Raw genomic sequence first — 25,252 nt, forward strand, 5'->3', positions numbered from 1 at the left:
TCCCTGGCCGGTGCCTCCGCCGCCGTCACCCGGCGGCTCCCGGTTTCCGCGGCCTATCCCGCGGCCGTGGCATGGGGCCTCGCCGGGACCGCGGTGCGCACCCTGCCCCGCTACCGCGCCCCCGGAATCGCCGCGGCCCTCGGGTCCGGCGCCGTCGCCTTCGCGGGGCTGCGGGCGGCCCGCCGGAACGCGGCGGCGGAGAACGGCTGAGCACCCCTCCCGGCCTTGATAGCGTGGAAGACATGACCACACGCCGCACCTTCGCAGCGCGGCGCCTCCGGCCGGCACGGACGCCGGCGGACCGCCGAGGGGTTCTGCCGGCGGCATTGCTCACAGCATTCCTGGCCGCGTCGCTGTCGGCCTGTTCCCCGGCAGCTCCGGCGCCGCCCTCACCGCCGGAGCCCCTGTCCTACGTCGCCCTCGGTGATTCCTACGCTTCGGGCCTCGGCGCCGGCTCCTACTCCGGGGAATGCCGGCGCTCCCCGCTGGGCCTGCCCGGGCTGCTGGACGCCGAGGATAGGGTCGACCTCGCCGCGGACGGCACCTGCGCCGGAGCCGTCGCCGCCCCGGGCGCCGCGCCGTCCAGCGTCCCCGGGCAGGTCTCCCAGCTGGTGGAGGAGGGCTCGCTCGGGCCGCAGACCGATCTTGTCACCGTGTCGGCCGGAGGCAACGACGCCGGATTCGGCCAGGTGGCGGGAACCTGCGCGGCCGCACCCATCGAATCATGCCGCCGCCTGGTCGAGGAGACGACGGCGCTCGTCCTGCCCGCCCTCGCCCGGGACCTCGACGCCCTCTACGGGCAGCTCCGGCGGGCGGCCCCGGAGGCGGCGGTCATCGTGACGGGCTACCCCCACCTGTTCTCCCCCGAATTCGGCGCGGCGGAGGCCCTGAGCCTTCCGGCGCAGGAGGCCTTCAACGCCGGAACCGACTCACTCAACGCCGTCCTCGAGGAGGCCGCCGCTGCTCACGGCTTCCTGTGGGTCCCGACGACCGAAGGCTTCAGATCGCACGGGCTGGGGGCACCCGAACCGTGGATCACCGGTGCCGGCGAACCGGACGGCCTCCATCCCAACGCCGAGGGCTACCGCTCCGGCTACCTCCCGGCCGTGCGGGACGGCGCTGACCTTGCCGCCCTGCAGCGGGAGCGGCCCGCACGGTAGGCAGCCCCGGCAGCGGCCGGACCGGCGGCCACCGCGGCTCAGACGGTTAGCCGCGCCCTCAGCGCGGTGAGCTCACCGGGGCTGAGGCCTGCCTCCCGGAGGTACGCCCCGGCGTCGAGCGTCGAAAGCAGCGCCAGCAGATGCGACCGGGCCTGGAGCAGCCAGGCCGACAGTTCCTCGGCGCTCCGGGGGTTCTCCCGCGGTGCCGCCTGGGTCAGGTAGCGCTCGTTCATGGTCCGCACGGCCACCTCGTAGTCGTCGGCGATGTCCCCGGCCGGCACCCCGCACGCGGCGAGCAGCAGGGAGGTCACCATGCCGGTGCGGTCGCGCCCGGCCGCGCAGTGGACGATCACACCCCCGGCCGGTGCCGCGACGACGGCCCGGGCCACCGCGGCGAATTTCCCGGGCCACCGCTCCAGGTTGTCCCGGTAGTGAAGCGGAGTGTTCAGGTACGGCCCGCACAGGGCCCGGAACCCCGCGTCGGAGGAGTCCTCGGTCGGCAGGTTGCGGACGAGGAACCGCCCGGCCGCCGTGCCGTCCAGGACGGGGTCGGAGGTGCGGCGGCCCACCTCGCCGGGGTTCCGGAGGTCGATGACCGTGCGCACGCCGTCGTCCCAGGCCTGCTGCCAGCCGCGGTCGGTCAGCCATTCCCGGCGTCCCATCCGGTAGATCCGGCCGGGGAGGACCCGGCCGGCCACGCCGCCGAGGTCGCGCGCGTTCACGGCGCCCTCCCACCCGACGTCCCTGCTCGGGACACTCCCCAGCGCGGTCATGTCCCGGGGATCTCCGAAGGGCGCCGCGGGGTCAGACGTTCCACTCGAAGAAACCCCGGCCCGACTTCCGGCCAAGCTCCCCCCGGGCCACCTTGTCCCTCAGGATCTGCGGCGGGGAGAACCGCTCGCCCAGCGTGGATTCGAGGTATTCGGCGATGCCGAGCCGCACGTCGAGGCCCACGATGTCGGTGGTGCGCAGGGGACCCACCGGGTGTTTGTAGCCGAGGACCATGGCGGTGTCGATGTCCTCCGGGGAGGCGACTCCCTCCTCCACCATGCGCATCGCCTCAAGGGCGAGAGCCACCCCGAGCCGGGAACTGGCGAAACCGGGGGCGTCGCGCACCACCACCGGGGTCTTCCCCAGGGCCTCGACCCAGCCGCGGGCGGCCGCAGCGGTGGCCTCCGAGGTGTCGGGGCCGAGCACCACCTCGATCAGCGTGGAGGCCGGCACCGGGTTGAAGAAGTGGAGGCCGCAGAACTCCGAGGGCCGCTTCAGCACCCGGGCCAGCCCGGCGACCGACAGCGAGGAGGTGTTCGTCGCGAGCCAGGCGCCGTCGGCGAGGTGCTCCTCTACGGCGGCAAGTGCCGCCTCCTTCAGGCCGGCATCCTCCGGGACGGCCTCGACCACGAGCGAGCAGCCCGCGAACGCGGCGTAGTCGGTGGAGATCCGGACCCGGTCGAGCATCGCCTGCAGCGGCTCCGTCGTCGATCCGCGCTCCACGCTCTTGTGCAGGGCCCCGGACACCCGCCCATGGGCGGCGAGCGCAGCGGGATCGTCACGCTCCACGACGACGACGTCGGCCCCGGCGACGACGAACGCGTGGGCGATACCAGCGCCCATCCGCCCTCCGCCGAGCACCCCGACCCGGGCCGGGACGCTCATCGCCCGCCGCCCTCGGCCGCTGTGGGAGCCGGCTGGGAACCGTTCCTGCGGTCAAGGAAGCGCTGCATCCGCTCGAACTTCGCCTCCGACTCAAACAGGATGCCCTGGGCCAACTGGTCGATCAGCGGGTGCGCCTCCGCCGGTGCCGAGAAGACGCTCTTGGTGAGGCGGACGGCAAGCGGGTCCTGGCGGGCGATGCGGTCGGCGAGCGCATGCGCACCCTCAAGCAGCGCGTCCGGTTCGTGGATCTCGGTGATGAGGCGTGCGGCGAGCGCCTCGGAGGCGTCCAGGATGCGCCCGGCCAGCAGGATCTCCTTGGCGAGGGGCTCCCCGACCAGCTCCCGAAGGCGCCAGCTCGCCCCGGCCGCGGCGAGGATCCCCAGCCCGGTCTCCGGGTTGCCAATCTTCAGGGCGGGGGTGCCGATGCGGAAGTCGGCGGCATAGGCCAGCTCGGCGCCGCCGCCGAGGGCGTACCCGTCGAGGGCGGCAATCACCGGCATTGGCAGGCGGGCGATCCGGGTGAACAGCGTGGAGTTGATGCCGGCGAGCGCGTCGTCGCGGCGGCGCTCCCGGAGTTCGCCGATGTCGGCTCCCGAGGCGAAGACACCCGCAGTCCCGGTCAGGATCAGCACCCGTGGGTGCGCCTCAAGGCCCGAGCACAGCTGGTGCAGCTCCTCGACCATGCGGCGGTCGATCGCGTTGCGTACGGCGGGCCGGTTGAGCCGCACGAGCAGCCGGTCGGGGCCTTCCTCGACAATCAGCGCTTCGAAGGACTCCATCACACCGCCTCGATGAGCATCGCGGTGCCCTGGCCCACGCCGACGCACATGGTGGCCAGGCCGAGCCGCCGCTCCCCCGGGCCGAGCTCGCGCTCCATCCGGCCCATCAGGGTGATGGCGATCCGCGCCCCGGAGGATCCCAGCGGGTGTCCGAGGGCGATCGCCCCGCCGTCGCGGTTGACGATGTCCTCGTCGAGCTTGAGCCGGCGGATACAGGCGAGGGCCTGCGTGGCGAAGGCCTCGTTCAGCTCGACGGCGCCGAGGTCGCCGATGGAGAGGCCGGTGCGTTCGAGGACCTTCCGGGTGGCCGGGACCGGGCCGATGCCCATGATGTGCGGGGGCACCCCGGCCGAAGCGCCGTCGAGGATCCGGGCCCGCGGGGTGAGGGAGAACCTCTCAAGCGCGGCCTCGGAGGCGACGATCACGGCGGAGGCCCCGTCGTTGAGGGCACTTGAGTTGCCGGCGGTGACCACCCCGCCCTTCTTGACCACGGGGCGGAGCCCGGCGAGCGCTTCGAGGCTGGTGTCGGCCCGGGGGCCCTCGTCGGCGTCGAAGTTGTAGGACCGTTTGCCCTCGTTGACCTGGACCGAGACCAGCTCCGCGTCGAACCGTCCGGCCTCCGTGGCCGCCACCGCACGCTGGTGGGAGCGCAGCGCGAAGGCGTCGGCGTCGTCGCGGGTGATCCCGTCGAGCTCGGCCAGCTCCTCCGCCGTTTCCGGCATGGAGTAGGTCACCTTGTCCATGGCGGCAAACTCCGGGTTGGTGAACCGCCACCCGATGGAGGTGTCGAACACGGCCCCCGGCCGGGCGTAGGCCTTGGCCGGCTTCTCCATCACCCAGGGCGCGCGGCTCATCGACTCGACGCCGCCGGCGACGACGACGTCGGCCGCCCCCGACTTGATCATCTGTGAGGCCTGGATGATTGCCGAAAGCCCGGAGGCGCAGAGCCGGTTCACCGTGATGCCGGGCGTGGTGTCCGGGAAACCGGCAAGGAGCGCGGCCATCCGGGCGACGTTGCGGTTCTCTTCGCCGGCGCCGTTGGCGTTGCCCAGGATCACTTCGTCGATGCCGCCGGGGTCCATGCCTGTCCGCCCGACCACCTCGCGGAGGACCAGCGCCGCCAGGTCGTCCGGCCGGACCGGGGAAAGCGCTCCGCCGTACCGGCCGACCGGAGTGCGCACTCCGCCCACGAGAAATGCTTCGGTCATGACTGCCTCCATGTCGCAGGGCCGGGTGGCCGGTGCACGGCTGGGCGGATCCGGAATTACCGACCGCTCGTTCTGTAAAGCTGTATCAAGAATTGCACGGCGGTTTTCCCCGGTCAACCGACGCGCCCCACTCCACGGGGACGCCGGAGACGCCGGCAGAGAGCCGAAGCATCCCCGGGGCGGGATGGCCACCCCTGCCACCCCCGGTTTTTTCCTTGTAGGCGGAACCCGACGCTTCCTACGCTGGTCCTAGTCGAGCAGACGGCGCCGCAATCTTCCAACCCTGGAGGACACGATGAGCCACGGATCGACGGCCCACGGGCCACTCGCCCAGGCCGGCGCCCCGGCCACCACACCACCCCGGGCCCCTTCCGGCGGGCAGGAGTACGACCTGCCGGAGCCGCCTTCGAAGGTCGACTTCTCCCGGGCGAAGACCGCCGGGGAGATTCCCCGGCTGAAGGTCACCCTGCGCGTCCGCCGGTACCAGCCCGAGGTCACCGACGAGGCGTACTGGGAGGACTTCCCCCTGACCATGCTGGGCACCGACCGGGTCCTCGATGCCCTCCACACGATTAAGTGGGAGCATGACGGCACGCTCGTCTTCCGGCGCTCCTGCGCCCACGGCGTGTGCGGCTCGGACGCGATGCGGATCAACGGGCGCAACCGTCTCGCCTGCAAGGCCCTCCTGAAGGACCTCAATCCCGACGAGCCGGTGACTGTTGAGCCCCTCCAGGGCCTGCCCGTTGAGAAGGACCTGATCGTGGACATGGAACCGTTCTTCCAGTCCTACCGCGAGATCATGCCCTTCCTGATCACCCGCGGCCACGCACCGGCCCGGGAACGCCTGCAGTCCCCGGAGGACCGCGAACGCTTCGACGACACCACCAAGTGCATTCTCTGCGCTGCCTGCACCTCGTCCTGCCCAGTCTTTTGGACCGACGGCCAGTACTTCGGGCCCGCCGCGATCGTCAATGCACACCGCTTCATCTTCGACTCCCGCGACGACGGCGGAGACATGCGCCTCGAGGTGCTCAACGACGCCCAGGGCGTCTGGCGTTGCCGCACGATCTTCAACTGTTCGGAGGCGTGTCCCCGGGGCATCAAGATCACCCAGGCCATCCAGGAAGTGAAACGGGCTGTGATCAGCCGGAATGTCTGAACCTGTCTCCCGCCGGAAAATCCAACCAAGGAAGTCCTGATGCACGTATCGGTAGCCGAACAGAGCACCGCCCAGCTGGGTGGGCCCCTCAGCGTCCTGGCCCGTCAGAAGCGGGACCACGAGAAGCTCAATGCCCTCCTGCAGGAACTGGAGGGTACCCACGGCCGGCAGCAGGGTGAGGTGCTCCGCCGCATCTACCGGCTGGTCTTCCCCCATGCCTTCGCCGAGGAGGCCGTACTGTGGCCCGTGATGCGGCGGGTTCTTCCGGACGGCGGGGACCTGACGCTTGAAGTGGAGCAGGAGCATCAGGAGGTCAACGAACTGGTCACCCGGCTCGAATCACTTGAGGATGGGGACCCGGAGCGCGGGCCCCTCCTGAACCGGCTGGTCGAGGTGCTCCGTGAGGATGTCCGGGACGAGGAGGACACGCTCTTTCCCCGCCTGCAGGAGCGGGTGGGAGTGCGCAGGCTCCGGCTGCTCGGGGTCGCCTGGGAAGTCGTCCGCCGGACCGCTCCGACCCGGGCGCATCCGGTCGTGGCCCGCCGGCCGCCGGGCAACGCCCTTGCCGCAGTCCCGCTGTCGGTGCTCGACCGGCTGCGGGACGCCGTCGACCTCGCCCTCCTGCACGGGCCCCAGCCGCCCGCCCCCGCGCTCCACAGGGCAAGCAGCGCCCTGCGGGGGGCCGCCCGCGCCGTCGAACGGCTGCCCCTGTTCACGCGCGGCGAGGATCCCTCGACCTCCACCGCCCGCCGGTGACAAGCGGAGCCCGCACGGGGCGTCTCCGCCGCCCGGTCAGCGCCTGCCGGCAAGGAGGAAAGCCTGGGCTGTTTTCTCGCCCTCCTGCGGCTCCCGCAGGGTTGAGGAAATCAGCGCGAACCCGTGCCGCGAAAGCAGCCCGGTGAGGACCGCCGGATCCAGCCGGTACGCGTCGAGGCTGACCCGGCTGCCGTAGGCCTCGGTGATCCGCCGCTTCTCGTTCCCGGTCTGGAAGGCGAGGAGCAGAGGGCCGTTCGGCACCAGGACTCGGGCGAATTCGGCAAGGACCGCCTCCACCCTCGGAGGCGGGATGTGGATGAGCGAATACCAGGCCAGAACTCCTGCCGCGGACCGGTCGGCCAGGTCCAGCCGCTCCATGGACCCCACCTCGAACGCGAGCGACGGGTGGTCCCGGCGCGCGGCGGCGACCATGCGCGGCGACAGGTCGATCCCCCGCACCGGGGCGCCCAGCGAGGCAAGATGGGCGGTGATCCGGCCGGGGCCGCACCCGACGTCGACCAGCGGTCCGGCGCCGTTGGACCGGGCCAGTTCCGCGAACGCGCCCAGCAGCGCGCGCTCGAGGGGAAGCCCGTCGAGCTCAAAGCGCAGGAGGTCGGCATACCGGTCCGCCACGAGATCGTAGGCGGCGCGGGTGGCGAGGACATCGGGTTCCATGGACCGAGGCTAGCCGGTGGAGCCTCGGACGCCGTAGCGCAGGAACACGACCCCGTTGCGGAACCGTCGTTCGTCGAGCAGTTCGAGGTCAAGGCGCACCCCGCCGGGCAGGAACCGCGTGCCGCCGCCCACGACGACCGGGGAGATGAATTGGTGGATCTCGTCAACGAGCCCCCCGCTGATCGCCCCGGCTGCAAGGCCCGGTCCGCCCACGGCCAGGTCCCGGGACGCCGCGGCCTTGAGGCGCCCCACGGACGCCGCGTCGAAGGTGCGCTCCAGCCGGGTGCGGGCGCTGGCTACGGCCGGCAGCGTCCTCGAGTAGACGATCTTGTCGGCGCCCCGCCAGATGTCAGCGAAGTCGGCGATGGCGGCCGGGTGGCCTGCCGTCTCCAGGGTCTCCCAAGCGAGCATCACCTCATAGAGCCGCCGACCGTACAGGTGGGTGCCCACAGCCCGCTGGAGGTCGTTGATGAACGCGTGTACCTCCTCGTCGGGGACACTCCAGTCGAAGGAGCCCGCCTCGTCGGCGACATACCCGTCAAGGGAGGTGATCCCCGTAAAAACCAGACGCGCCATGATCCCTCCGAGGTCGGACACCGGATGCAGCCATCCAGGACTCTACGGTCTCCTGCCGGCCCTGGCGAGGGGCGTCTCCGGATGCGTCCGCCGGTGCCGGATGGTAAACCGGATTCGTGCGGAACGTAGCGCCTCACGTGGCGGCAAGGGCGGCAGTGCTCGGCAGTGCCGGCCGCAGGTGGCTTGATGAGCTTGAGGGCCTCATCGGCGGGATTGAGCGCGACTGGGCGATCACGGTCGGCTCGCCGCTGCCCGGTGGAACAGCGTCCTACGTCGCGGCGGCGCGCATGGCGGACGGCCGCGACGCGGTCCTCAAACTGAGCATTCCCGACCCGGATCTCGTCAACCAGGTCGAGACCCTCGTCCGTGCGCGGGGCGAGGGCTACTGCCGGGTGTACCTGCACAGCCCGGAGCGGAACGCCGTCCTCCTTGAACGCCTCGGTGGTTCGCTGGAAAGCCGGCCACCCTCCCCCGGTGCGGCCCTGGACATCCTGTGCAGGACGCTGCAGTCCGCCTGGCAGGTCGAGCCGTGGCCGGCGCTGCACGTCGGGGCGCCGGGGCGCAAGGCGCGCCAGCTGGGGGCCCTGATCGAGGAACTGTGGATCCGGTTCGACCGCCCCTGCCCCGAAGCGGTGGTGGACACGGCGCTGCGGTTCGCCGAGCGACGCGCGGAGGCCTCCGGCCGGCGCCCCTGCGTGGTGGTCCACGGCGACCCCCATCCCGGAAATGCCCTGCGGGTCGGTGAGCCGCGGCCCGGCGCGGAGTCCGGATTCGTCTTCGTGGACCCCGACGGCTTCCTCGAGGATCCCGCCTACGATCTGGGCGTGGTCCTCCGCGACTGGTGCGCGGACCTGCAGGGCAGCGGCGCACCGGGCGTCGCCCGGGCTTACTGCCGCCGGCTGTCGGACCGCACCGGAATCGACGCGCGGGATATCTGGGAATGGGGCTTCATCGAGCGGGTCTCCAGCGGGCTCTACCTGATGCTGCTCGGAGACGTCGCTGCCGGGCGCCGCTTTCTCCGGGCGGCAGAGGCGATATTCCCAGCGGACTGAAAATGCCCTCCGCAGGAATTGGGCCCGCATTCCCGGGCAGGGCCATCCGGGCAGTTTTTCCCAATGTTTCCGCTTTTAATGCAAAAATGGCTGAGCGCCGACCACCGGCTGATCCGCACAATGATGGGGGAACAATGTCTCAGCACCAGTCCGAGCAGAATTTTGCAGTAACCAATCCGGCACAATCCAACGAGGGCGAGAAAGCGGCGAGGACCTCGCTGATCCTTGGCATCATCGGCCTCTTCGTCCTGGGGATCGTCCTCGGCCCGCTGGCCATCGTGCAGGCGAAGAAGGCGGAACGCCTGGGAACCAAGGCCACCGCGGGCATGGTGCTCGGTTGGATCGCCGCCGTGCTGTCGGTCGTCGGGACCATTTTCTATATCTCCACGATGAGGTGATTCCGCCGACGCCAGTCGACCGGAAATGCCCGTCGACCCCTGTGGGGGCGGCGGGCATTTTTGTGGCGCCTGCCGCAGTCCGCACGGTGATCCGCACGAGAATCCTGCGGACCGTCCGCAATTCCCCGCCGTGGGCGGGAAGGAATTCCGCCGCCCGATTGAGGACGCGGGCTGTCCGCGGTTTCCTTCCGCCGGCCCCGGAGCCGGCGTTACCGTGTCGGCATGGAACACAATATTCAGATTTCAATCGACTGCGCTGACCCCCATTCCCAGGCGGACTGGTGGGCCGAAACCCTGGGCTGGATCGTCGAACCGGTCGACGAGGGCTTCATCGACAAAATGCTGGCGGCCGGATACGCGAAGGAGTCCGACGTCACTTCCCACAACGGCGCCCGCGTGTGGACCGGCGGGGCGGCGGTCTGCAGGGCCGGTGACCTGGAGCGCAAAGACCGGATGCGCCTGGTCTTCCAACCCGTGCCCGAGCCGAAAAGCGTCAAGAACCGGGTGCACCTGGACATCCACCTGACCGGAACGGACAAGGACAACGCGCGCGGGGCCCTGGTGGCCCGCGGCGCCCGGTTCCTCTACGAGGCAAGCCAGGGGCCCCTCGTCTGGTACACCATGACCGATCCGGAGGGCAACGAGTTCTGCATCTCCTGAGCCCCCGCGGCATGCCCGGGCGGTTGCGCGCCGTTAGACTCGGTTGGTGACATCCGATCTTCCCGTCCAGGTCTCCGATACCTTCGACCCGCAGCAGTGGCGCACCGTCTCGGGGTTCGACGAGCTGACCGACCTGACCTACCACCGCCAGGTCCAGCGGAGCGCCGACGGCAGCGTGCTCAGGGACCTGCCCGCCGTGCGCATCGCCTTCAACCGCCCCGAGGTCCGCAACGCCTTCCGCCCCGGGACCGTCGACGAGTTGTACCGCGCCCTCGACCACGCCCGCATGAGCCCTGACGTCGCCACGGTGCTGCTCACCGGCAACGGCCCCTCCCCCAAGGACGGCGGCCATTCGTTCTGTTCCGGCGGCGACCAGCGCATCCGCGGCCGCGACGGGTACCGGTACGCGGAAGGCGAAACGAAGGAAAGCATTGACCCGGCGCGTGCCGGCCGGCTCCACATCCTCGAGGTGCAGCGGCTCATCCGGACCATGCCCAAGGTCGTCATCGCCGTCGTCAACGGCTGGGCGGCCGGCGGCGGCCACAGCCTGCATGTGGTGGCCGACCTGACCCTCGCCTCCCGTGAGCACGCCCGCTTCAAGCAGACCGACGCCGACGTGGGCAGCTTCGACGCCGGCTACGGTTCGGCCCTGCTCGCACGCCAGATCGGGCAGAAGAAGGCCCGGGAGATTTTCTTCCTGGCCCGGGAGTACTCGGCCGAGGACATGGTGGCCATGGGCGCGGTCAATGAAGCCGTCGACCACGCCGATCTGGAGCGCACGGCATTGGAGTACGCCGCCGACATCGCCCGGCAGAGCCCCCAGGCCATCCGGATGCTGAAGTTCGCCTTCAACCTCGCCGATGACGGCCTGGTCGGCCAGCAGGTCTTCGCCGGCGAGGCAACCCGCCTGGCCTACATGACCGATGAGGCGGTGGAGGGCAAGGAGGCCTTCCTCGCCAAACGCGACCCGGACTGGTCCGCCTTCCCCTACTACTTCTAGGACGCGCATGGAACTCCTGCCGATCTACACCCCTCCCGCGTTCGACCCGAAGGCACTGCTGAAGCCCCTGGCGGCCTCCCTCGCCGGCGAGGGACCGGCCGTCGCCCCGCACGCCGCCCTCGGCCAGCAGTTCACCGGGGAGCTGCCCAATGACGAGATCGCCGCCGTGCTCAGCACCTCCGGTTCCACCGGGGCGCCGAAGAAGACCATGCTGAGCGTCGATGCCCTCGCCGCGTCCTCGATGGCGACGGCGATCGCGCTGGGCGCGGAGGGCCAGTGGCTGCTGACCCTGCCCGTGCATCACGTCGCGGGCTTCCAGGTGCTCGTCCGGTCCCTGTACGCCGGGACGGAGCCCTGGGCGATGGATCCCGCCGCGGCCTTCACGGCGGACGCGTTCACCTCCGCGGCGGGCGAACTGACCGACCGCGTCCGGTTCACTTCCCTCGTGCCGACCCAGCTTCACCGGCTCCTCCAGGACCCCACGCCGCAGACCCTGAAGGCGCTCAAGCGGTTCAACGCGATCCTGCTGGGCGGCGCCCCGCTCGGATCCGGCCTGCGCGGCGAGGCCCGCCGGCACGGCCTGAACATTGTGGAGACGTACGGGATGAGCGAGACCTCGGGCGGATGCGTCTACGACGGGCGGCCCCTTGACGGCGTGGAGGTCCGTGAGGACGGCGGCCGGCTGTGGATCAGCGGCCCGGTGCTGGCCGAGGGCTACCTGGGCGACCCGGAGCTGACAGGTGAACGGTTCGTCTTCAACTCGGGCCGGCGCTGGTTCCGGACCGACGACGCCGGAGCGGTCACCGCCGGCGGCACCGTCGAGGTGCACGGGCGCCTGGACGACGTCATCGTGACCGGCGGCCTCAAGGTTTCCGCGGCCGTCGTCGCGGAGGTCATCGAAGGGATCTCCGGGGTGAACCAGGCCCTGGTCCTGGGCATCACGAGTTCCGAGTGGGGCACCTCGGTGGCCGCCGCGGTGGTCGGCACCGTTGAGGCCGAGGTGGTGCGCCGGCACGTCGCCGAGGAACTCGGAGCCCACGCCGCCCCCAAGACCGTCCTGGCCCTCGAGGCGATGCCGCTGCTGCCGGGGGGCAAGCCGGACCGGCAGTCCGTCCGGGCGCTGCTCGAACAGCGGGACTCCTAGCGCCGGACACCGCGCCAACCGTTTCGGGCCACCGGCCCGCCAGCACAACCAGTGAAGGAACACACCGTGGCGACTGCCGCTCAGTGGCTTGAAGGAGCCCGCCCCCGCACCCTGCCCATGGCCCTGGCGCCGGTGATCGCCGGCAGTGCCGCCGCGTTCGGGCTCGGCGCGTTCCGGCCGCTCAACGCCGTGCTCGCCGCGGTCGTGGCGGTGCTGCTGCAGGTGGGCGTCAACTACGCCAACGACTACTCCGACGGCATCCGCGGCACCGACGACGTCCGGGTGGGCCCGCTGCGGCTCACCGGCTCCGGCGCTGCCCGGGCCCGTGACGTCAAGCACGCGGCGTTCGCCTGCTTCGCGCTGGCCATGGTGGCGGGCGCTGCCCTGATCGTCCTGTCGCAGGCCTGGTTCCTCCTGCTGGTGGGCGTCGGCTGCATCGCGGCGGCCTGGGGCTACACCGGAGGCAAGAACCCCTACGGGTACCTGGGCCTCGGCGACGTCTTCGTCTTCGTCTTCTTCGGCCTCGTCGCGACCCTCGGCACCACCTACACGCAGGCCGGTCAGCTGAGCGCACCGGCCTGGGTGGGTGCCATCAGCACCGGCCTGATCGCCATGGCGCTGCTGATGGCAAACAATGTCCGCGACATCCCGACCGACCGGGAGGCCGGCAAGCGCACCCTGGCGGTGCGTTTAGGCGACAGCACGGCCCGGGTCAGCTACGTGATGATGCTGGCCGCGGCCCTCCTGCTGCCGCTGTTCCTCATCGACAACCACCCGTGGGTGCTGCTGGTGCTCCTGCTGGTTCCGGCCGGCCTGATGCCCAGCTGGCTGATGCTCAAGGGCAAGAAACGGCGCAGCCTCATCCCGGTGCTCAAGCAGACGAGCCTGATCAACCTCGGCTTCAGCCTGCTGTTCGGACTCGGCATCGTGCTCACCGAGGTCCTGGCCTAGGAGCGAGGAGACCTCGGGTCAGAGGTCGCGCGGCCTGCGGTCTGCGTTCACCGGTGCGTTGGGGTCGATGGAGTCCTCCGCGGCGGCGTCGTCCTTCTCCATGAAGTTGCTCGCCCGCGGGGCGCCCTCCTTGAACCGCCGCTGCAGTGAAGCGCCGGCGGCGTCGCGCAGCGGGCGGAAGAACAGGTAGGTCACGCACCAGGCGAGGATGGCGGCAACGACGGCGGAGAGCACCGCACCGAGCCCGAGAACCACGCAGATCACAAAGAAGACGACGACGAGGAGCAGGCGCAGAGCGGTGAATTTGAGGAAGGGCACCCTTCAAGTTTACTCGCCTACAATTGGGGTATGCCCCGCCTGTTGCTGTTCCTGGTGCTCCTTGGAGTCGCCGTCATCGTCTACGCGCTGATCGAGTGCGCCATGACCCGATCCAACGAGGTACGCAGTATCTCGAAACCCGCCTGGCTGATCACGATCCTGGTGGTGCCCCTCATCGGAGCGGGCCTGTGGTTCCTGTTCGGCAGGCCGCGGCGGACGCGGGGCACCCGTCCTCCCCGCCCGGCCCCGCGGCAGCCGACCGCGCCCGATGACGATCCCCAGTTCCTGCAGAACCTTGAGTCTCGACGCCGGCAGCAGGCCCGCGAGCAGGAACTGAAGCGTAAGGAAGAGGAGCGCAAGGCCCGCGAAGCCCAATCGAACGGCGGCGCGAAGGGCGGCGGAACCACCTCGCCCGCAGCGGGCCCTCCCGCCGGCGGCGCCCCCGCAGGCGGCGCCCCCGCCAACGGCACGGATCCCGCTCCGGCCGCCGATCCCGACGACGACGCCGACGAGACGGGCAGCACGGGCGCGCACCGGCCCAACAACCCGTAGCCCACCTACTTCCTGGCCCGCATCTCCGGCCGCAGTCCCGTACGACGCAGAGAAAAGCCGCACCCGCACCCTCGTGGTCAACGAGGGGGTGGGTGCGGCTTTTTGTTGCGGTAGCGCCTGGGCCTTGCGCGGCCTAGACGCCGGAGTAGCTGTGAAGCCCCGAGAAGTAGATGTTCACGATGGTGAAGTTGAAGACGATGCACAGGTACCCGACGATCGAGAGCCAGGCCGCTCGGGTTCCGGTCCATCCCTTGGTGGCGCGGGCGTGCAGGTAGCCGGCGTACACGGTCCAGATGACGAAGGTCCAGACCTCCTTGGTGTCCCAGCCCCAGTACCGGCCCCAGGCCGCCTCGGCCCAGATGGCCCCGGCGATGAGGGTGAAGGTCCAGCCGACGAAGGCGATCGCGTTGAGGCGGTAGGAGAGGTTCTCCAGGCTGAGGGCCGGCGGCACGAGCCGCATGAAGCCGGCCTTGTCCGGCCCGCCGGCCGCGATGCGGGCCTCGCGGGAGGACTGGATCAGCTGCAGCACCGACATGGCGAAGGTGAGGGTGAACAGGGCCGAGGAGGCGACGGCGATGGAGACGTGGACGATGAGCCAGTAGCTCTGCAGCGCGGGGATCAGGTTGGCGACCGGGGTGGCGAAGCCGACCGTCGCCGCGCACAGCATGATCACGACGAGCCCGATAACGAAGGATCCGACGAAGCGCAGGTCCTTGCGGGTCAGGGTGATCAGGAAGATCAGGGAGACGACGAGCGCACCGGTGGTGCAGAACTCGTACATGTTGCCCCAGGGCACCCGGCCCGCGGCGATGCCGCGGGTGAGGACCGCGGCGCCGTGGATGACGGTGGCGACCACGGTCAGGGCCACGGCGATCCGGGCCGAGGACCGGCGGGGGCCGGCGCTGTAGTCCATCGAGGTGTCGGCCGTGGCCGGGCCGGCAGGTGCGGCCGCGGAGGCGCCGCCGCGGGCACCGGCGAGGACCTTGGCCTGCGCCGGCACCTGGCCGGCGGCCAGGCGGGCCTCGACGGCACCGATGGTGCGGCTTGACTTCACCAGGTCGAGCACGAAGAAGATCAGCGCCACCACATAGGCGATGGAGGCCAGGAGCATGAAGAGCTCGCTGGTGGCGCCCAGTTCGGTATTAACGCTTTTCATTCGTTGTCCTTACCGTTGTCGCCGTCGGTCCCGGCGCCCGTTCCGGCGGCGGGAGCCCCGGCGGGCTGCAATTGATTTTCCCCTGCTTTGTCCGGGTGCGCCAGCCAGTGGCTGGTCAGCAGCTTCTCCACCGCGGCGCCCTCGGCAGGGAGCCTCGGATCCTCGCCGCGGGCCAGCAGCCCGTACTCAACGAGGACCCGCCCGTCCGGGTGCTCCCCGGTCCGCACCCAGGCCCGCCGCCGGCCGATGAACAGTGAGGCGCTCAGGCCCGCGAGGGCGAGGACCGAAAAGACCAGCGCCCCGACCTGGGCCGGGTCGTGGTGGATGTCCACGGCGATGTAGCGCTTCAGCCCGTCGAAGGTGATGGACCCCTTCCCCTCGGGCAGGTCGTAGGTCTCGCCCAGGCCCAGCACAATGCCGCCGTTGTCGCTGTTGCGGCTGTTCAGTTCCGTCAGGTTGTCGGTGTCCAGGACGTAAACGTTCTTCGGTTCCCCGCCGTCGAGGCCGAGGTCCCCGGCGTAGGAGTTGAGGTTGAGCTGGGGGTTGAACGGGTCGGGGTCGCGGGAGAAGGAGACGCCCTTTTCATCGACGAAGGCGGTCGGGAGGAAGAATCCGACGAAGCCGAGCTGTTCAGGGCGGGCATCCGGGGCCTTGATCACTGCGAGTGAGGTGTAGAGCCCGTCGGAGGGGATGGTGACCACCGGTCCCTGCACGGCGATATTGCCCTCGCCGTCGCGGACGGTAATCACGGGGGCATAGCCGTTGCCGACCAGGTACACGCTCGTGCCGCCGATGTCGACGGGGGCATTGACCTTGAGGGTCTGCTTCTTGGGCTCGGCGTCGGGCCCGTCCTGGGTGGTCAGGCTCGCGGTGAAGTCGAGGGGCTGGCCGTAGTGGCTCTCCTGGGCCCGGTCGAACTGCACGTCGAAGGCGTCGAGGCGGATGGAGTAGGGCTCGAGCTGGTCATCGGAGAAATTCGTGCCGGGGGTGAAGGCGTCGTAACCGACCAGGGTGTTCACGAAGGTGTCCCCCTCGACGATCACCTTCTGGCCGTTGTAACCGAACAGGCCCCCTACGGCGACGCTGACCAGCACCCCGATCAGGGAGCTGTGGAAGACGAGGTTGCCGAGCTCCTTGCTGAAGCCGCGCTCGGCCGCCACCGACGGTCGATCGCCGTCCGCGTCGCGCACGTCCACACGGTAGCCGCGCTTCTTCAACAGCGCGGCGGCGTCGGCCACCGCGGAGGCCGGGGTGATGGCCGCACCGGACGCCCGCGCAGCGGGGATCTCCAGGGTGCCGTAGACCGGCATGCGCGAGAGCCGGCGCGGGGTGGCCGGCGGCTTGGCCCGGACCGCCCTGGCGTGGGCGATGGCGCGCGGGGTCACGCAGCCGATCAGGGAGATGAACAGCAGCAGGTAGATGGAGGAGAACCACACCGAGGAATACACGTCGAACAGCTGGAACCAGTCGAGGATCGGGCCGCTGTCCGGGTGGTCCTGGAGGTAGGTGGTGACGACGGCCGGATTCGCCGACCGCTGGGGGAAGAGCGATCCGGGAACGGCGGCCACGGCAAGGAGCAGCAGCAGGAACAACGCTATGCGCATGCTCGTGAGCTGCTTCCATGCCCACCGCAGGGTTCCGGTGAATCCGAGCGCGGGCAGGGCGGCGTCGGGCTGGGTGCCCTTGGTACGTGCCGTGTCCTTATTCACCATGACCTGCTTCTCGTGGGGATCGCTTTTCTGCGTCGTGCTGCGTACGGATTAGATGGGAAGGACCACATTGCTGACCAGCAGGTCCTGGATGCTGGTGATCCAGCTGTTCCAGATACCGGTGACCATCAACCCTCCCACAAGGATGAGCAGGCCGCCGCCGGAGCGCTGCAGGATCAGCCGGTTGCGCCGGAAGAACCGCAGCGCGCCCATTCCCCGCCGGATGCCCAGGGCGATGAAGAGGAAGGGCAAGCCCAGGCCCAGGCAGTAGACGAAGGTGAGGACGGCGCCCCTGAGCGCGCTCGCGTCGTCACCGGAGATGGCGAGGAGCTGGACCGCGCCGAGGGTGGGGCCGATGCATGGGGCCCATCCCAGTCCGAAGGTCATTCCCAGCAGGGGCGCACCCCACAGGCCGGCAGGGACGCGGGCGTGGAGCCTGCTTTCCCGCTGGAACAGGGCAAAGCCGCCAAGGAAGACGATTCCGAGCAGGATGACCACGATGCCCAGCAGCTGGATCAGCCAGTCCTGGGAGACGCGCAGCCAGGCCCCGAGCTGGCCGAACAGCGTGCCGTAGGCCATGAAGACCGCGGAGAAGCCGAGGACGAACAGGGCGATGCCGGCGAACATGCGGCCGCGTTTCTGCTGCTCGAGGTCCACGCCGGTGAGGCCGGTGACGTAGCCCAGGTAGCCGGGCACGAGGGGCAGCACGCAGGGCGAGGCGAAGGAGACGAGCCCGGCCAGCAGGGCGACGGGGAGGGCGAGGAGCATCGACCCGCTCAGCACGGCGTCGGCAAAGGCGTTGCCGGCGGCCAGGGCGGGCCCCACGGTTGCGGCCAGTGCCGGGGTCATTGTGCCTTACTCCCCGAGCGCATCGCGGACGAGGGCCTTGAGCGTGCTCTTTTCGGCCAGTCCCAGGATCCGCGCCGACACCCGGCCCTCCTTGTCCAGGACCAGGGTGGTGGGCACCGCCTGCGGGGGAACATAGCTTGTCATCGCCAGCAGGACGCCGCCGTCCTTGTCGTTGAAGCTGGGATAGGGGATCTCGAAGTTCCGCTCGAAGGCCTCCGCGGTCGCCCGCTCGTCGCGGATGTTGACTCCGTAGAACTGCGCTCCCTGCGGCCCGAATTCATCCGAGAGGGCCACGAGGTCAGGGGCCTCCTTGCGGCACGGGGCGCAGGCGGCGTACCAGAAGTTGAGCACGGTCACCTTGCCGGCCCAGTCGGAGCTCGCCACCTGGGTGCCGTCAAAAAGCGTCCCGGAGAGGTCGACGGGTTTCCCCCGGTCGGAGGCTGCGTACTCGGTGACCGAACCGTCCCCGGCGATGTAGTTCTTGTTGTCCCCGGCGGCGGCCTCCTGGGCCAGCGGATCATCCGCCGCGCAGCCGGCGAGGCCGAGCGAAACGGAGACGCCGAGGACCGCGGCGGCGCGGAACGCGGACCACGGGCGGCAGGCCAGGGCGGGAATCGGAGGCTTCACGGCTTCTTTCAAATATTTCTACAGCGTGTAGTAATTCTACTATGCTCCCGGAATGTTCGCCGCTCCGGGCAGCAGGTCGGCGCAGGGCTCTTCGTACCGGACGCGGGTAATGTCGCTGCCGGAGAAGTCGAGCGAGGTGACCGAGGTCAGGGTGCACTCGCGCTGCCGGGGATCATGCCAGAGGCGGCGGTGCTCGGCCGCCAGCCGCGTCACCCAGATGGGCAGCTGGTGGCTGACCAGGACCGCCTCGACCGGGCCGTCCGCGCCGCCCAGTTCCAGGGCACGGGTACGGGCGAACTGCACGGCGGCCATCACGCGCTCGACCTGTCGGGAGTACGGCTCCCCCCAGGAGGGGCGGAAGGGGTTGGCCAGCAGGGGCCAGTACCGGGGATTCCGCAGCCTGCTCTTCACCCTCGACATCCCCTCGAACCGGTTTTCGGCCTCAAGGATGCGCTCCTCGGTGTGCACGGGCAGGTCCAGGGCCGTGCCGAGCGGCTGTGCCGTCTCCTGGGCCCGGACCAGCGGGGAGGCCGCGAGGTAGACGATGTTCGCCCCATCGCTGCGCCGCTTTTCGAAGTGGGCGGCCATCTGGTCCGCCATCCGGCGTCCCAGTTCGGACAGGTGGAACTCGGGGAGGCGGCCGTAGAGGACGCCCTTGGGGTTGTGGACCTCACCGTGGCGCACCAGGTGGACGGTTGCAAGGGGCATCTGCCTAGTTTCTCAGAGTTCCGCCACCGGACTAAATCCGGACAGCCCGTTTCGGCGCGGCAGGGTCCGGATTCTCGGAGGGCGCCCCGGAGCCGGACCACCCCCCGGGGAATAAAACATGCAAAAACATGTTTACATAGTTACAAGCCTTCCGCTTCCATCAAGGAGAAACATTCATGAGCATCCCCACAGGCCTCACCCACGGCACCTGGTCCTTCGACCCTTCGCACAGCGAGATCGGCTTCACCGTCCGCCACGCGGGCATCAGCAAGGTCCGCGGCAGCTTCGCAGACGTCGACGCCACCATGGTCGTCGGTTCCTCGCTCGAGGACTCAAAGGTCACCGCCACCATCAAGACCGTGTCCTTCCAGTCCGGTGACGAAAACCGCGACGCCCACGTGCGCAGCGCCGACTTCTTCGACGCCGAGGTTTTCCCGGAGATGACCTTCACCTCCACCTCCGTTGAGACGAAGGGTGAAACCTACAAGATCGCCGGCGATCTCACGATCCGCGGGATCACCCAGCCTGTGGTCCTTGACGCCGAGTTCAACGGCGTCGCTGTCGATCCTTTCGGCGCCACCCGCGCAGGCATCTCGGGCCAGACCACGATCTCCCGCAAGGACTTCGGCCTGACCTGGAACGCCGCCCTCGAAGCCGGCGGCGTGCTTGTCGGCGACAAGGTCACCATCTCGGTTGACGCCGCCTTCGTGGCGCCTTCGGCCAACTGATTCACTCCGACCGGGCCCATCCACCCGGTTGACACTGCGCCGCCGGCGGGCCCTCGGGAACGCCGGCGGCGCACCGCGTTTGGCCCCGTGAGCCACGCGGCCGGAACGGTGCCGGGCGCGCCGGATCAAAACCTCGACTCTGCCGGCCGGCGCGGTAGGGTGAACGCAAGATCCGGCAGGCCGCGAAACGGCAGGTGCCGGCTCGTCCTACCCTGCACGCCTGACGAACGGATGCGGCAATGAGCACACCTGACGAGAACCCCAACTCCACCCCGCAGAACCCGGACGCGCCCCGGTACGGCCAAAACGAGGGCCAGCCGCGGTACGGGCAGAACCCGACGCCGTCCCCCGGGCAGAACCCCCCGCCCGCTTACGGGCAGAACGCTCCGCAGTCCTACGGTTCGAATTCCCCGGCCTCCCCCGGGCAGCAGGGTTACGGGCAGCAGCCGTACGGCTACCAGTCGGCCCAGCCCTCCGGCTACGCTTACCCGGGCTCGGCCTCGATGCCCGCCACCGCCAAGGGACCCGCACCCCAGCGGGTCGTTCTGGCCTTCTGGCTCATTCTCGCGGCGGCCGTCCTCGGGCTCATCAGCACGATCGTCAGCTCGCTCGATCCCCTGGCCAGCCTGACCCCGCAACAGCGTGAGCAGTTCGAAGGGTCGGGGGTTTCCCCCGAGTCCATCAGCGGGATCGCCACAACCATCGGGGTCGTCGTGGGGCTCCTGTTCGCCGCCCTCTACGTCCTGCTCGCGTTCATGATCCGCAAGGGAAAGAACTGGGCGCGGATCACGCTGACCGTCCTGGCCGCCCTGTCCGTCCTCGGGTTCCTCTTCGGCCTCGCAGGCGGCGCCCCGGTCGGGCTCCTGTCGACCCTCGTGCTGATCCTCGTCGTCGCCGGCGTCGTCCTGTGCTACCTGAAGCCCGCGGGCGAGTACTTCAAGCCCGCCGCTCCGCGCTACTGAAAGCCGCCGCCTACTGCGCCGAGCGGGCGTCGGTGATCGACTCGATGACCGCGTCCTGCGCCCGCTGGGCGTGGTAGGCAAGAATCTGGAGCTCCGTTGACATGTCGACCTTCCGCAGCTGGACGTGCGGAGGGACCTGGAGCACCACGGGGGCGAAGCTGAGGATGCTGGTGATCCCGCTGGCCACCAGGCGGTCGCACAGCTGTTGGGCGACCGGCGCCGGCACCGCGAGGACCGCCATGTTCGCCCGGGTCCGTTCGAGGACCGTCTCAAGGTCGTCGACGGCGCTCACCCGCAGCCAGCCGACCTCCGATCCGACAACCATCCTGTCCGCGTCGACCAGCGCGACGATCTCGAACCCGCGGGAAGCAAACCCGGAATAGCCCGCCAGCGCCCGACCCAGGTTGCCGACTCCGATGATGGCCACCCGCCAGTCGAGGGTGAGACCCAGCGCGGTGGAGATCTGGCGGTTCAGGTACTGCACGTCGTAGCCGACGCCCCGGGTGCCGTAGGAACCGAGGTAGGAAAGATCCTTGCGCAGGATCGGCGAATTGACTCCGGCCGCGTCCGCGAGGACCTCCGAGGAGACCCGTTCGATCCCCTCGGCCAGGAGCGAGTTCAGCGCCCTCAGGTAGATCGTGAGGCGGGTCAGGGAGGCCGGCGGAATGCGGCGCCCACCATCGGCGCTCACCGAATGAAGCTCTGGCGTCTCTGGCGTCGTCACTGTAATCTGCTCCGTTGCATCAGGTGGCCCACCGAAGCGGCGCCCGTTCCGGCCGCTGCCCCCAAAGCCCCGACTCGAAATCCCTTCAACTCTATGCCGCAGCGGCCGGGCCCACCAAGTGCGGGCGTCGCCGCGGTGGGCCCGGACCTCAGAGCGGAAGCGGGTGCTCGAGCACTCCCGCGGGCGTCCCCCGGCCGGAGAGGATCCGGCAGCAGTCGATGGCATCGATCTCCAGGGGTGCGCTCCCGTCGTCGTCCCGGACGAAGGTACCGCCGGCCGGACCGGTGAGTCGGAGGTGGAACGGGTCGGTGTGGAGGGTCGCCCACTCCGCGATGATGTCTTCGACAATGCGCCCGTCGTGTTCCCGGGTCGGGTTGAGCGGCCGGCCGGTCGCCCGGGAGATGTCGATGCGGTGCATCCAGACGTCGCGGGTGAACCCGATGTCGAAAAGATAGCTCAGCGGCTGCCAGCCGAAGTCGACGCCGGCCATGCTGCCCAGGGGCAGCAGCCGAAGCCTGCGAACGGCCCCGGGCAGCCGCCTGCGGGACCTGAGCGCGGCCCCGGCCGCGCTCACCCACCGCGCGGGGATGTCCCGGGCGCCGAGGTCACGTCGAGCCTGAAGCTGGGCCTCATTGAGTCCGTCCACCCAATGCTGGCCGCCGATCTGCGCGGTGAGCCTGCGCCCCCGCACCGCCTGGCGCAGGAACTCACGGGGTGAGGCCTGTGCCTCGGCGGAGGCAACGACATGCACGGCCACATCCCGCACCGTCCAGCGGGCGCAGTCGGTCCCCCGATCCCAGTCTCCGGCGCTGAGCTGCTGCAGGAGAGTGGAGAACCGCTGATTTTCCTCTGCTGCCAGCCGCATGGCCTCGTGGTGCCCGATCCGGGCGATTTCAGCCACCCGGAGGGAAGGGCGATCCTCGGTCATGGCGCATCCCTGCCTTCGCTTCCGTCGGGTCCGGTGGGCTCCGGGGCTCGGTTGCGCCGAAGCCTGATCGCTGCACCTTAAGCGTAGGACCGCCGGTCCCGGTGCGACAGGCCCTGCCCCGCCATACGGCAGGGGTTTCCGCCGCCACGGAAGGTCGGCGGGAGCCCCTCCGCCGCCTCGAGTCCGGGAGCACCGGCGCGGGCCCGATGACCGCAGATCGGACTGGTTCAGGGCCGCAGCAGGCGCCGCAGCCGCTCTTCGTCGATCGTCCAAAAGTCGCGCTGGACGCCGTCGATCATCAGCACGGGCAGTTCCTCGGCGAACCTCTCCAGCAGTTCGGGCGCGTCCGTGACCGATTGTTCCCGCCAGCGCAGACCCAGCGAGGCGGTGACCCTTTCCACCACGGCGCGCGCGTCCTCGCAGAGGTGGCACTGCGGTTTCGTCACGAGCACGACGTCGGGCGGGCCTTCGGGCTGGGTCTTCATCTCTTCAACCTACCCGCCGCGGCACACGGACGCGGGCACCGCTTGTGGCTAGACTTTCACCATGCGTGGTGCCGCCGGGAAGGACCTTCCCTTCCCCCTGGATACGCCCGGCGAGCCCGGGTCGGCGGCCTTCTTCGACGTGGACAACACGCTCATGCGCGGCGCCAGCCTGTTCCATGTGGCGCGGAAGATGTATCAGCGCCGTGCATTCACCCTCCGCTTCGCCGCGGGTCTGGCGTGGAAGCAGCTCCGGTTCGTTCTGCGCGGCGAGACGATGACCGATGTCAACTCGGTCCGCGATGCGGCGCTCGCCTTCGCCATCGGGATCGCCCACGCGGACATCCTCGCCCTCGGCGAGGAGGTCTACGACGAGATGATCGCCTCCAAGATCTGGCCCGGGGCCCGGGCCCTGACGGACCAGCACCTGGCCGCCGGGCGGAAGGTGTGGCTGGTGACCGGCACGCCGGTCGAGGTGGCCAGCGTCATCGCCAAGCGGCTCGGTCTCACCGGTGCCCTCGGCACGGTCGGGGAGGTGGCCGACGGCCTCTACACGGGACGGCTGGTCGGGGAGTTCCTCCACGGCGCGGCCAAGGCCGCGGCGGTGAAGGAGCTGGCGGCGCGGGACAACCTCGACCTTGACCGCTGCTGGGCCTACAGCGACTCGTTCAACGACGTCCCGCTGCTGAGCAGCGTGGGCCACCCGGTCGCAATCAATCCGGACGCCCGGCTGCGCCGGCACGCGCGGGCGAACAACTGGCCGGTGTTCGACTTCCGCAGCGGCCGCCGCGCGGCAACCCTGGGGCTCAAGGCGGCGACCGGAGTCGGTGCCGTCTACGGAATGTGGCGGGGGTTCGTGAAACTGCGGGACCGCTGACACCGCCGCTCACCGGACTGCGCCGTCACCCACCGCCAACCGCACCGCCGTTAACCACGTCCGGCCCACCGCTCCAACCTGACGGTTGGGGCTGCGGACCGGGAAAACTGGAAAGGGAGCCGCCGGACGGCGGCCCTCCAGCTGTGGAGCAGAAGAGCGGTGCCCTACTTCTTGTTGCGGCGCTGGTGGCGGGTCTTGCGAAGCAGTTTGCGGTGCTTCTTCTTGGCCATACGCTTGCGGCGCTTCTTGATTACTGAACCCACAGAGTCCTCACAAACTTAATAGGAATCCAGGCGGCTGCCTCCGCTGCGAAAACAGCGCAGGACCGCCCGGAGCTGACATGGGCCCGCACGAACTGGCGCTGGCCCGGTAAAACCGGTAGTTGCGCGGCGGCTATCGACCGCGCAAAACGTTCCTTAACAGGGTACAGGCAATTGGTGCCGCCCCCGACCGGCGGCTACGCGGTCGCCGACTGCCCGTCGACCTGCGCGTGGCGGAGGTAATCGGCCACGGCCGACTCGGGAACCCGGTAGGAGCGCCCGAACTGGACGGCCGGAAGTTCCCCTGAATGAACGAGTCGGTAGACGGTCATTTTCGACACCCGCATGACCTCGGCGACTTCCGCCACCGTCAAGAACTGCACATCCGAGAAGTTCCCGTCTGCCATCTCACCACTATTCCTTTACTTGAAGGCTTCCCACCCTGAGACCGGCATTCGAACTGATGCCGGATGCGCGCAATGGATACGCCGCCTCGAAGCATGAGGATTTTCTGCCTAGGACGGTACTCTAGTGGCACCTGTGACAAAAGTGAAAGCCCTTGTGGTAGAGAGGCTCCCTTGACTGCCGGCGGAGGCCGGTCGGGGTGGCAAAGAGCGGCCGACCGGCCGCCCGTTCGGCCGCACGCTACCGCTCGTGGTCCTTCCGACGCCGCAGCTGGGAGATGAGGTCGGCCGCGCGTTCGGCCGCCCGCCCCATGGTCCTGCCGATCTGCTGCTGCCGGGTCGCCTCCGCCGTGGCCCGCGGTGATCCGGCGGGCGCGAGCGCAGCCGCCGCCAGCACTCCTGCGGCCGGGGCCCCGGCGCCGGCCGGCACCTCCACTGCGGAGACGGGTGCCTCCGGCCCCGCGGGAGCGGGGACGGTGAAGGAAACCGGCACCTCGGGGGCGGCCTCGGCCGGCGCCGCGGTGAAGCCTGCGATCCAGTCCTGCACGGAAAGCAGGGGTGAGGATTCAAGCGAATAGAAGCGTTTCTGGCCCTGCGCCCGCATGGTGACCAGGCCGGCCTCGCGCAGTACCTTGAGGTGCTTCGACACCGTCGGCTGGCTCACGCCGAGCTCTCCCACGAGCTGCCCCACCGATTTCCCCTCGGTGCGCAGCAGCTCGAGGATGTCCCGCCGCGTGCGCTCGGCGATGACTGCAAACACGTCGATACCCATTGCTTCACCCTAGCGATATATG

Annotated in this window: 32 protein-coding genes; 14 read left to right on the forward strand and 18 right to left on the reverse strand. The window is 69.8% G+C overall.

Going from position 1 to position 25,252, the window contains the following annotated elements; genetic code table 11:
• Both QZX79_RS11395 and QZX79_RS11400 read left to right on the forward strand, forming a co-directional pair.
• Positions 1 to 210, forward strand: a 210-nt coding sequence (locus QZX79_RS11395; protein WP_294568397.1) for a hypothetical protein, incomplete at its 5' end; no start/stop codon positions are given.
• A gap of 32 nt (positions 211 to 242) precedes the next feature.
• The gene (locus tag QZX79_RS11400) at positions 243 to 1,160 is read left to right on the forward strand and encodes an SGNH/GDSL hydrolase family protein (RefSeq protein WP_294568398.1); all 918 of its coding nucleotides are present in this window, start codon (positions 243 to 245) and stop codon (positions 1,158 to 1,160) included.
• Positions 1,161 to 1,198: 38 nt separating this feature from the next.
• Here QZX79_RS11400 and QZX79_RS11405 read toward each other — a convergent pair whose 3' ends face one another.
• The 4 genes from QZX79_RS11405 to QZX79_RS11420 are packed head-to-tail and all read right to left on the reverse strand — an operon-like array spanning position 1,199 to position 4,803.
• A complete protein-coding gene (locus tag QZX79_RS11405; protein WP_294568399.1) occupies positions 1,199 to 1,933 on the reverse strand; it encodes a tyrosine-protein phosphatase in 735 nt (244 codons plus the stop codon).
• Positions 1,934 to 1,964: 31 nt separating this feature from the next.
• Positions 1,965 to 2,816, reverse strand: coding sequence for a 3-hydroxyacyl-CoA dehydrogenase family protein (locus QZX79_RS11410; RefSeq protein ID WP_294568400.1), 852 nt, complete (start codon positions 2,814 to 2,816; stop codon positions 1,965 to 1,967).
• Positions 2,813 to 3,595, reverse strand: a complete 783-nt coding sequence (locus QZX79_RS11415; protein ID WP_294568401.1) for an enoyl-CoA hydratase/isomerase family protein — start codon at positions 3,593 to 3,595, stop codon at positions 2,813 to 2,815. Before QZX79_RS11415 ends, QZX79_RS11410 begins: the two co-directional genes overlap by 4 nt.
• Positions 3,595 to 4,803 (reverse strand): acetyl-CoA C-acyltransferase, encoded by a 1,209-nt coding sequence (locus QZX79_RS11420; protein ID WP_294568402.1) that lies wholly within the window; start codon positions 4,801 to 4,803, stop codon positions 3,595 to 3,597. Before QZX79_RS11420 ends, QZX79_RS11415 begins: the two co-directional genes overlap by 1 nt.
• A gap of 295 nt (positions 4,804 to 5,098) precedes the next feature.
• On the opposite strand from QZX79_RS11420, the gene QZX79_RS11425 reads away from it, so the two are divergent.
• Positions 5,099 to 5,962, forward strand: a complete 864-nt coding sequence (locus tag QZX79_RS11425; protein ID WP_294568403.1) for a succinate dehydrogenase iron-sulfur subunit — start codon at positions 5,099 to 5,101, stop codon at positions 5,960 to 5,962.
• A 39-nt stretch (positions 5,963 to 6,001) separates the two neighbouring features.
• Positions 6,002 to 6,718 carry a hemerythrin domain-containing protein gene (locus tag QZX79_RS11430; protein ID WP_294568404.1) on the forward strand — a complete coding sequence of 239 codons (717 nt, stop codon included), beginning with the start codon at positions 6,002 to 6,004 and terminating at the stop codon, positions 6,716 to 6,718.
• A 36-nt stretch (positions 6,719 to 6,754) separates the two neighbouring features.
• Here the strand turns inward: QZX79_RS11430 and QZX79_RS11435 are convergent, their stop codons facing one another.
• Positions 6,755 to 7,393, reverse strand: coding sequence for a class I SAM-dependent methyltransferase (locus tag QZX79_RS11435; protein WP_294568405.1), 639 nt, complete (start codon positions 7,391 to 7,393; stop codon positions 6,755 to 6,757).
• 9 nt (positions 7,394 to 7,402) lie between these two features.
• Positions 7,403 to 7,969, reverse strand: coding sequence for a dihydrofolate reductase family protein (locus tag QZX79_RS11440; protein ID WP_294568406.1), 567 nt, complete (start codon positions 7,967 to 7,969; stop codon positions 7,403 to 7,405).
• A gap of 155 nt (positions 7,970 to 8,124) precedes the next feature.
• Here QZX79_RS11440 and QZX79_RS11445 point away from each other — a divergent pair, with 155 nt between their 5' ends.
• The 6 genes from QZX79_RS11445 (at position 8,125) to QZX79_RS11470 (ending at position 13,174) form a co-directional block, all read left to right on the forward strand.
• Complete coding sequence (locus QZX79_RS11445; protein WP_294568407.1) at positions 8,125 to 9,021, forward strand: aminoglycoside phosphotransferase family protein; 897 nt, start codon at positions 8,125 to 8,127, stop codon at positions 9,019 to 9,021.
• 134 nt (positions 9,022 to 9,155) lie between these two features.
• Positions 9,156 to 9,419 (forward strand): DUF4190 domain-containing protein, encoded by a 264-nt coding sequence (locus QZX79_RS11450; RefSeq protein ID WP_294568408.1) that lies wholly within the window; start codon positions 9,156 to 9,158, stop codon positions 9,417 to 9,419.
• 222 nt (positions 9,420 to 9,641) lie between these two features.
• On the forward strand, positions 9,642 to 10,079 hold the full coding sequence (locus tag QZX79_RS11455) for a VOC family protein (protein ID WP_294568409.1): 438 nt from the start codon (positions 9,642 to 9,644) through the stop codon (positions 10,077 to 10,079).
• 46 nt (positions 10,080 to 10,125) lie between these two features.
• Positions 10,126 to 11,079 carry a 1,4-dihydroxy-2-naphthoyl-CoA synthase gene (locus tag QZX79_RS11460; RefSeq protein ID WP_294568410.1) on the forward strand — a complete coding sequence of 318 codons (954 nt, stop codon included), beginning with the start codon at positions 10,126 to 10,128 and terminating at the stop codon, positions 11,077 to 11,079.
• 7 nt (positions 11,080 to 11,086) lie between these two features.
• Positions 11,087 to 12,223 carry an AMP-binding protein gene (locus QZX79_RS11465; RefSeq protein ID WP_294568411.1) on the forward strand — a complete coding sequence of 379 codons (1,137 nt, stop codon included), beginning with the start codon at positions 11,087 to 11,089 and terminating at the stop codon, positions 12,221 to 12,223.
• 66 nt (positions 12,224 to 12,289) lie between these two features.
• Positions 12,290 to 13,174 (forward strand): 1,4-dihydroxy-2-naphthoate polyprenyltransferase, encoded by an 885-nt coding sequence (locus QZX79_RS11470; protein ID WP_294568412.1) that lies wholly within the window; start codon positions 12,290 to 12,292, stop codon positions 13,172 to 13,174.
• Positions 13,175 to 13,192: 18 nt separating this feature from the next.
• Here the strand turns inward: QZX79_RS11470 and QZX79_RS11475 are convergent, their stop codons facing one another.
• Positions 13,193 to 13,492: a DUF4229 domain-containing protein gene (locus QZX79_RS11475; RefSeq protein ID WP_294568413.1), complete on the reverse strand. Its 300-nt coding sequence runs from the start codon at positions 13,490 to 13,492 to the stop codon at positions 13,193 to 13,195.
• Positions 13,493 to 13,522: 30 nt separating this feature from the next.
• On the opposite strand from QZX79_RS11475, the gene QZX79_RS11480 reads away from it, so the two are divergent.
• A complete protein-coding gene (locus QZX79_RS11480) occupies positions 13,523 to 14,044 on the forward strand; it encodes a PLD nuclease N-terminal domain-containing protein (protein ID WP_294568414.1) in 522 nt (173 codons plus the stop codon).
• Between the two features lie 133 nt (positions 14,045 to 14,177).
• On the opposite strand, the gene ccsB is transcribed toward QZX79_RS11480, so the two are convergent.
• The 5 genes from ccsB to QZX79_RS11505 are packed head-to-tail and all read right to left on the reverse strand — an operon-like array spanning position 14,178 to position 19,093.
• Positions 14,178 to 15,200: a c-type cytochrome biogenesis protein CcsB gene (gene ccsB / locus QZX79_RS11485; protein ID WP_294568415.1), complete on the reverse strand. Its 1,023-nt coding sequence runs from the start codon at positions 15,198 to 15,200 to the stop codon at positions 14,178 to 14,180.
• Positions 15,197 to 16,912 (reverse strand): cytochrome c biogenesis protein ResB, encoded by a 1,716-nt coding sequence (locus QZX79_RS11490; RefSeq protein ID WP_294568416.1) that lies wholly within the window; start codon positions 16,910 to 16,912, stop codon positions 15,197 to 15,199. The genes ccsB and QZX79_RS11490 overlap by 4 nt, the downstream gene beginning before the upstream one ends.
• A gap of 48 nt (positions 16,913 to 16,960) precedes the next feature.
• The gene (locus tag QZX79_RS11495; protein WP_246199722.1) at positions 16,961 to 17,758 is read right to left on the reverse strand and encodes a cytochrome c biogenesis CcdA family protein; all 798 of its coding nucleotides are present in this window, start codon (positions 17,756 to 17,758) and stop codon (positions 16,961 to 16,963) included.
• 6 nt (positions 17,759 to 17,764) lie between these two features.
• On the reverse strand, positions 17,765 to 18,364 hold the full coding sequence (locus QZX79_RS11500) for a TlpA disulfide reductase family protein (protein ID WP_294568430.1): 600 nt from the start codon (positions 18,362 to 18,364) through the stop codon (positions 17,765 to 17,767).
• Between the two features lie 60 nt (positions 18,365 to 18,424).
• Entirely contained in the window at positions 18,425 to 19,093 is a 669-nt protein-coding gene (locus QZX79_RS11505) for a histidine phosphatase family protein (protein WP_294568417.1), read from the reverse strand.
• 176 nt (positions 19,094 to 19,269) lie between these two features.
• Here QZX79_RS11505 and QZX79_RS11510 point away from each other — a divergent pair, with 176 nt between their 5' ends.
• Both QZX79_RS11510 and QZX79_RS11515 read left to right on the forward strand, forming a co-directional pair.
• Positions 19,270 to 19,821 (forward strand): YceI family protein, encoded by a 552-nt coding sequence (locus QZX79_RS11510; protein ID WP_120167776.1) that lies wholly within the window; start codon positions 19,270 to 19,272, stop codon positions 19,819 to 19,821.
• Positions 19,822 to 20,060: 239 nt separating this feature from the next.
• Positions 20,061 to 20,783, forward strand: coding sequence for a hypothetical protein (locus QZX79_RS11515; protein ID WP_294568418.1), 723 nt, complete (start codon positions 20,061 to 20,063; stop codon positions 20,781 to 20,783).
• A 10-nt stretch (positions 20,784 to 20,793) separates the two neighbouring features.
• Here QZX79_RS11515 and QZX79_RS11520 read toward each other — a convergent pair whose 3' ends face one another.
• From QZX79_RS11520 to QZX79_RS11530, 3 genes are all read right to left on the reverse strand, one after another.
• A complete protein-coding gene (locus QZX79_RS11520) occupies positions 20,794 to 21,507 on the reverse strand; it encodes a redox-sensing transcriptional repressor Rex (protein ID WP_120167772.1) in 714 nt (237 codons plus the stop codon).
• Between the two features lie 148 nt (positions 21,508 to 21,655).
• Positions 21,656 to 22,435, reverse strand: coding sequence for a maleylpyruvate isomerase family mycothiol-dependent enzyme (locus tag QZX79_RS11525; protein ID WP_294568419.1), 780 nt, complete (start codon positions 22,433 to 22,435; stop codon positions 21,656 to 21,658).
• Positions 22,436 to 22,662: 227 nt separating this feature from the next.
• The gene (locus QZX79_RS11530) at positions 22,663 to 22,920 is read right to left on the reverse strand and encodes a glutaredoxin family protein (protein WP_294568420.1); all 258 of its coding nucleotides are present in this window, start codon (positions 22,918 to 22,920) and stop codon (positions 22,663 to 22,665) included.
• Positions 22,921 to 22,981: 61 nt separating this feature from the next.
• Between QZX79_RS11530 and QZX79_RS11535 the strand changes: the two genes are divergently transcribed.
• Positions 22,982 to 23,794: an HAD family phosphatase gene (locus QZX79_RS11535; protein ID WP_294568421.1), complete on the forward strand. Its 813-nt coding sequence runs from the start codon at positions 22,982 to 22,984 to the stop codon at positions 23,792 to 23,794.
• 164 nt (positions 23,795 to 23,958) lie between these two features.
• On the opposite strand, the gene QZX79_RS11540 is transcribed toward QZX79_RS11535, so the two are convergent.
• From QZX79_RS11540 to QZX79_RS11550, 3 genes are all read right to left on the reverse strand, one after another.
• A complete protein-coding gene (locus QZX79_RS11540) occupies positions 23,959 to 24,057 on the reverse strand; it encodes a 30S ribosomal protein bS22 (RefSeq protein WP_003792170.1) in 99 nt (32 codons plus the stop codon).
• A 194-nt stretch (positions 24,058 to 24,251) separates the two neighbouring features.
• Positions 24,252 to 24,461 carry a helix-turn-helix domain-containing protein gene (locus QZX79_RS11545; protein WP_120167764.1) on the reverse strand — a complete coding sequence of 70 codons (210 nt, stop codon included), beginning with the start codon at positions 24,459 to 24,461 and terminating at the stop codon, positions 24,252 to 24,254.
• 238 nt (positions 24,462 to 24,699) lie between these two features.
• Complete coding sequence (locus QZX79_RS11550; protein ID WP_294568422.1) at positions 24,700 to 25,230, reverse strand: helix-turn-helix transcriptional regulator; 531 nt, start codon at positions 25,228 to 25,230, stop codon at positions 24,700 to 24,702.
• Between the last annotated feature and the right edge of the window lie 22 nt (positions 25,231 to 25,252).

Origin of the sequence: uncultured Arthrobacter sp. (assembly GCF_902805515.1) — a bacterium.
Lineage (GTDB): Bacteria > Actinomycetota > Actinomycetes > Actinomycetales > Micrococcaceae > Arthrobacter_D.